The following is a 6815-nucleotide window of genomic DNA, read 5'->3' as shown; positions in this document are numbered from 1 at the left end:
AATATTACAATAATGAAAGAATAAAACTGAATTTAAACGGAATGAGCCCGACACAATATCGGGCTCATTATTATCAAAATTAATTATAAATTTGTCTAAACTTTTGGGTGCAGTCTATTTTGTTAACGAGACAGTTTTTTATGTACAACGTATTACTTTTATATATTATCGGTTAAGATTCAATTTACTGTTTTTATATCCGTAGCTAAAGTAGAACACTAATCCGATCAATAACCAAATACCAAACCATTTCCAGTTAGAAACTGCCATCCCGGTCAGTAAATAACAGCACGAAATTAAACCCAATAAAGGTATTAACGACAGATTTTTGAGAAAAGCTAAGACCGCCATTACAGCACAGAGGATAAAAAAGATGATCATTGTGCTATTAGATACAATTTTATCTGCCGAGAAATCAAAGGTATCCGAAAAGAATGTTGGAAATAGATACTGTATTAAAACGGCTGACGCTATCACAATAGCTGGAAAAATAAACTTTGAGTTGATATATGGAATTTTAAATTTTCCATTAGCCTGACGTTCCGCAATTTCAGCTTCATTTTGAGGAGATAACATTAAAACGCCACCACACACTAGTACAAAGGCGAATAAGGTACCAATACTGGTAAAGTCCAATACGAAGTTTTCATCGGTGAAGAATATTGGAATCCCAACCACTAAACCTGTTACAATAGTTGCAAAACCCGGTGTTTTATATTTTGGGTGAATTTTTCCAAACTTCTTTGGCATCAGTCCATCACGACTCATCGTCATCCAGATACGCGGCTGTCCCATTTGAAAAACCAACATTACACTGGTCATAGCCACTACAGCGGCAATGGAAACTATAAACAACATCCATTTTACCCCTTTCAAAGCAAATATTTCAGCAAGCGGATCGCTAACACCCAGTAATGTATACGAAACCATTCCTGTAATTATCAAAGCTAAAATAATATAAACAACGGTACAAACAAGTAAGGAATAAATCATGCCGCGAGGCAAATCACGTTGTGGATTTTTACTTTCTTCTGCCAATGTTGAAACGGCATCAAAGCCTATATAAGCAAAGAAAACTGCCGAAACACCACCCATAACGCCTTTGAAGCCATTTGGCATAAATGGACTCCAATTGTCAATATCTACATAAAAAGCGCCGACAACAATTACCAAAACAATTATCACCAACTTGATCATTACCATCACATTGCTGATATTCCTTGACTCCTTCGTGCCTCTGTAAACCAAAGAAGTGATTAATAAATTGATTACAACAGCTGGCATATCAAAAATAATTTTCAAACTGCCCAACATCGGTGCGTTTTGCCATGCATTAAATCCCTCTCCAGTTTTATTTTCCAAAAAGGCGGAATGTGCCGATTGATAATTTATCGTGAGCCATTCGGGCAAATAAATATGAAAAATTTCCAATAAATTTGTAAAATAACCACTCCATGAAAAAGCAATATAAATGTTCCCGATAGAATATTCCATTATCAATGCCCATCCGATAATCCATGCAAATAATTCCCCAAAAGAAACATATGCATATGTATACGCACTCCCTGAAACTGGAACACGTGAAGCAAATTCAGCATAGCACATAGCGGTAAATCCGCAAGCAATCGCACAAATAATGTAGAGAATTACTACTCCAGGGCCTCCTGAAAAACATGCATTGCCTATGGCGCTAAAAGTTCCTCCACCAATGATTGCGGCAATCCCGAAAAAAGTAAGGTCTCTAACAGTCAATACCTTGTGAAGTTCCGTATGCTCACCATCACCACCTTGCTGTAATATTGTTGTTGTTGATTTTCTTCTAAATAAATCTAAAAATGCCATATTGTAAATTTTATCATTAAAAATTAATATACTGTAAATTATATGTTTTTATGCTAGCTTTAATGCAAAAAATCTTCAAAAATCAAAAGTATAAAACAAATTGAACTAATGCCATTTCTGCAACTATTTTTTTTATTATTTTTTAATTGAGTCAAAATGATTTGTTTTTATATTAAAAAAGTCAAATAAAACAAATTAAACCTTAAAAAAGAAAATTCATTGAAATAGAAAAAAAATTTCTGGTTCCTTGAAAATACATTCTGGTTTGCTGATTATTTCAAACAACTTCTTAAAATTGTCACCGGATGCAACGCCTTTCTACTCGTTCCATCAAAAATCTGGTGGCGACAACTCGTACCTGCAGCAGAAATAGTCACTGTCGTATCAGTTGCTCTAATTTTCGGAAACAACGTATCTTCACCCATTTGCATGCTGATTTCATAATGTTCTTTTTCATACCCAAAAGAACCTGCCATACCGCAACAACCTGAATTATAAATGGTAACCGAACTGTTTTTTGGTACATTCAACATCGCAAAAGTCGCTTCCATAGTACTCAATGACTTCTGGTGGCAATGTCCGTGAATTTTTATTGTTTTATGCTCTTCAGAAAATTGTTCTGAATGAATTTTACCCGAAGTAATCTCATTTTTGAAAAACTCTTCAATCGTAAATACATTTTTGGCTAGTTTTTCGGCGCTTTCTTTATCATCTGCCAATCGAATGTATTCGTCTCTAAAGGTCAATATTGCCGAAGGTTCGATTCCGATCAAAGGGAATTCTGCAGTAATATAATTTGCAAAAATGGCAACATTTATATTTGCAATTGCTTTTGCTTCTTCGAGAAAACCTTTGGAAATAAAAGCTCTTCCACTTTCTTCATGATCCACCAGAATCACTTCATAACCTAATGTTGTTAATAACTCGTACGCATCAATTCCAACCGAAACATCATAGAAATTAGTAAATTCATCACAAAATAAACATACTTTTCCGTTTACAAAAGAATCACTTGGTTCCTGATTCCAATTTTTCTCGTACCATTTTCGAAACGTGATTGGAGCCAAAAGTGGTACTTCTCTTTTTGGAGCAATTCCCATGCTCTTTTTGACCAAAGGTAAATTAACCATGAAATTCGTAAACTTGGGAGTAATACTTCCCAGACCATTCAATTTAGCATTAAACGCAAACACTTTATTTCGCCATGAAAATCCATTAGCTTTTTGATAGTGGTACAAAAACTCCGATTTTAGAGCTGCCACATCTACATTACTAGGACATTCGCTGGCGCAGGCTTTACAGCTCACACACAATTCAAATACCTTATACAATTCTTCATGATCGAATTTATTTTCTTTTTCGGAATGCGTCAGGTATTCTCTCAGGGCATTGGCTCTGGCGCGTGTCGTATCTTTTTCATTTAGAGTGGCACGATAACTGGGACACAAAGTCCCGCCAGCCGAAGGTAATTTTCTGCAATCACCGGAACCATTACATTTCTCTGCGGCACGCAAAATCCCCATACTATCGGAGAAATCCTGAATTGTTTGTATTTCCGGCTCCACTCTGCCCGCTTCCACCCGAAGGTTTTCATCCATTTTGAAAGCGTTTACAATTTTTCCCACATTCAAAATAGTATTAGGATCAAAAGCATGTTTGATTCTTTTTAGTAATTCATAATTTTGGTCTCCTATCATAAAAGGCAAAAACTCACCACGCACAATTCCGTCTCCATGTTCCCCGCTCAAGGAACCTCTGTATTTTTTGACCAATATAGCGACTTCGGTAGCGATGTTTCTAAATTGATGCAGCCCTTCTTTTGTTTTCAAATTTAAAACCGGTCGCAAGTGAATTTCTCCAGCTCCGGCATGAGCATAATAAATAGCGCTCTGTCCGTGACGTTCCATCATGGCGGAGAATTCGGCAATGTAATTGGGTAAATCGCTCAACTCAACAGCGGTATCTTCAATAGAATCGGCCGCTTTGTTATCGCCAACAATACTTCCTAAAAGCCCAAGACCCGCTTTTCGCAACTCATTTATTTTATCAATATCTGCTCCATAAATTTTTGGCAAAGCATACCCAAAATTATTTCGTTCCAAATCTGCAATCAAATCATTCGCTTGTCTTTCAGCATCTTCCATGCTAATATGCGAAGCCACTTCGAGCATAATAACCGCTTTTGGATCTCCTTGAATGAAAAATCTATTTTTGGCTTGTTCTCTGTTGGTTTTCGTACAATCCAATATCGTGTCATCCATCATTTCGCAGGTATACAAATGATGTTTCATCGCAGTCACAACGGCTCCTAAACTTTCTTGAATGGTATGAAAATGCGCCACCACCATCACATTATTTGTTGGTGGCAGCTCGTCGATCTTTAACGTTATTTCGGTGGTAAAAGCTAGTGTTCCTTCGCTTCCGCAAAGGAGTTTTCCTAAATTTATAGTAATTTCTGTTCCTCCAAAAAGTTCTGATTTCAATAATAAATCAATTGCGTAACCGGTATTTCGTCTGTGGATTTCAGGTTTTGGAAATTCCTTTACAATTTCTTTTTGGTTTTCTGTATTCGAAAGTTCCTCATAAATGGTCTTGTAAATCGAACTTTCGAGCGTGTTTCCTTTTGTTTTTTCAATGAATTCAGCAGAAGTCATTTCTTTAAATACTGCTGAAGTTCCATCACTCAAAACCGCTTTAATTTCCACTATTTTATCTCTGGTGACTCCATACCGAATTGACGTAGTTCCCGATGAATTATTGCCTACCATTCCGCCTATCATACAGCGATTTGAGGTTGAAGTATTGGGACCAAAAAATAATCCGTGTTCTTTTAAATATAAATTCAGTTCATCCCGAATCACTCCAGGTTGTACGGTAACCGTTTTTTTTATCGAATCAAAAGCGACAATCCTGGTGAAATGTTTGGAAACATCCACAATTATCCCGTTACCTACTGTTTGACCCGCTAAGGAAGTTCCGGCAGTTCTGGGCGTAATTGAAATTTTATTTTTTGCTGCAAAGCGAATAATTTTGACAATATCTTCCTCTGATTTTGGAATCGCTACAGCAACTGGCATAATCCGATACGCAGAAGCATCTGTGGCATACAGCGTTTTATGGAGATCATCGTATAAAAGTGTTCCTTCTAAGGACTGAGATAATTCTTGTAATTGAGGCGTGATTGACATGTAATGGAGTAAATTGCTATTATTTTCACAAATATAAATATATAGCCGTTTATACTTTAAAAACTGATAAGAAATATTCAAATCCTTATGTTATTGATTAGAAAGTATTCTTTAATCTCATTTTTAAAAAACTGGCAAAGAAATTGCGCTGTTAAAATAAGTCAAATTTTAAAACCATTTTAACTGGTAAATTTCACTAAAAAAACTATTTTTGAATACTTTATAAACAAGACTCTAATGAAAAATTACAAGCACACCCTTTTGCTTATTTCGTTCCTTTTACTTTCTTTTTGGAATGGTAATGCACAAGCCTTGGCTACAAATCCAAAAAATGAATTTAGAGCCGTTTGGATAGCTACCGTGGTTAATATTGACTGGCCAAAAAGCAGTACCGATAATGTTGCCAAACAAAAAGCGGATTATATTGAAATATTAGAAGCCTATAAAAAACTAAATTATAATGCCGTAATTGTTCAGATTAGAAGTGTTGGTGATGCTTTTTATCCAACAAAATTAGCGCCTTGGTCCCGTTTTTTGACCGGAAAAGAAGGACAAGCCCCAAAACCTTATTTTGATACACTCGCTTGGATGATAGCTGAGACTCATGCCCGTGGATTTGAGTTTCATGCCTGGTTAAATCCGTATCGTGCTACAATGGATTACAATACCGCACTTTTAAGTCCAGAACATGACTATTTTAAGCATCCGGACTGGATGATTAAATACGGTGGAAAATATTATTACAATCCTGCATTACCTGAAGTTCAAAAACATTTGTTGACCGTTGTCGAAGAAGTGGTTCAAAATTATGACATTGATGCCATTCATTTTGATGACTATTTTTATCCGTACAGAATAAAAGGAGAAGCATTTAACGATACGGATTCTTTCAAAAAATATGGAAACGGAATGAGCATAGAAGATTGGAGACGTTCCAATGTCAACACTTTTGTAAAAGACGTTTCAATTTCTATTAAAAGCATCAAACCGTGGGTACAATTTGGCATTAGCCCATTTGGTGTATGGAGAAATAAATCAGTAGATCCTAGAGGTTCCGAAACAGAAGCTGGACAAACGAATTACGATGATTTATTCGCTGATCCGCTAGCGTGGATGGAAAACAAATGGATTGATTACCTTGTTCCTCAATTGTACTGGAGCATGGATCATCCTAAAGCTTCGTATTCAAAATTATTGCGTTGGTGGTCTGAGAACTCAACGAATACTGCAATCTACATTGGAAACGGAACATATAAAATCAATACAGATTCTGATAAAAGATGGAATAATCCAAAAGAAATCCCCAATCAAATAGACATTACCAGATCCTACAAAAACATTCAGGGAAATGCTTTTTTTAGTGCCAAATCATTTTTGAATAAAAACCAAAGTGTGACTCGATTACTGGAAAATAACCAATATAAATATCCAGCGCTTCCGTATGTTGTTCCCAATTTTGTCAAACAAGTATTAGCTGTTCCAAAAGCAAATACACTGTCCAAAAATGCTCTATCATCTAGTTTTAATGTAGACTATCCTGAAAACAGCCAAGTGCGTTATGTAATGGTTTACGGATCAACACTTAAAACGCAAATTGATGTGAATGATCCGAGTCAAATCATCAACAAGATTGCTTTCAATGAGAAAAATCCGATTGAAATAGTAATTCCTACCTACAAATTAGATAAAAATAATTCCTGCGCCATTACATTCATCGATTTTTATGGCAATGAAAGTGAAGCTACTTTTGTCAACTTTACGCTGTAATTTTAATTGAATATAATT

Annotated in this window: 4 protein-coding genes; 2 read left to right on the top strand and 2 right to left on the bottom strand. The window is 35.8% G+C overall.

What is annotated here, in order from left to right; genetic code table 11:
- Positions 1-83, top strand: an 83-nt coding sequence (locus ACNQGD_RS11710; RefSeq protein ID WP_417965007.1) for an IS3 family transposase, incomplete at its 5' end; no start/stop codon positions are given.
- An 82-nt stretch (positions 84-165) separates the two neighbouring features.
- On the opposite strand, the gene ACNQGD_RS11705 is transcribed toward ACNQGD_RS11710, so the two are convergent.
- Positions 166-1842, bottom strand: coding sequence for an amino acid permease (locus ACNQGD_RS11705; RefSeq protein WP_417997157.1), 1677 nt, complete (start codon positions 1840-1842; stop codon positions 166-168).
- Between the two features lie 272 nt (positions 1843-2114).
- Positions 2115-5030 (bottom strand): FAD-binding and (Fe-S)-binding domain-containing protein, encoded by a 2916-nt coding sequence (locus ACNQGD_RS11700; RefSeq protein WP_417999393.1) that lies wholly within the window; start codon positions 5028-5030, stop codon positions 2115-2117.
- A gap of 237 nt (positions 5031-5267) precedes the next feature.
- Between ACNQGD_RS11700 and ACNQGD_RS11695 the strand changes: the two genes are divergently transcribed.
- Entirely contained in the window at positions 5268-6797 is a 1530-nt protein-coding gene (locus tag ACNQGD_RS11695; RefSeq protein ID WP_417997155.1) for a glycoside hydrolase family 10-like protein, read from the top strand.
- Positions 6798-6815 lie beyond the last annotated feature (18 nt).

Origin of the sequence: Flavobacterium glucosi, from assembly GCF_048286535.1 — a bacterium.
In the GTDB taxonomy this organism is placed as follows: domain Bacteria; phylum Bacteroidota; class Bacteroidia; order Flavobacteriales; family Flavobacteriaceae; genus Flavobacterium.
Note: the sequence above shows the minus strand (reverse complement) of the source record. Positions and strands in the feature narration are given on the sequence as shown.

Excerpts from the sequence above, each read along its gene's own strand:
- ACNQGD_RS11705 (WP_417997157.1), bottom strand. The coding sequence starts at position 1,842 with ATGGCATTTTTAGATTTATTTAGAAGAAAATCAACAACAACAATATTA.
- ACNQGD_RS11700 (WP_417999393.1), bottom strand. The coding sequence starts at position 5,030 with ATGTCAATCACGCCTCAATTACAAGAATTATCTCAGTCCTTAGAAGGA.
- ACNQGD_RS11695 (WP_417997155.1), top strand. The coding sequence starts at position 5,268 with ATGAAAAATTACAAGCACACCCTTTTGCTTATTTCGTTCCTTTTACTT.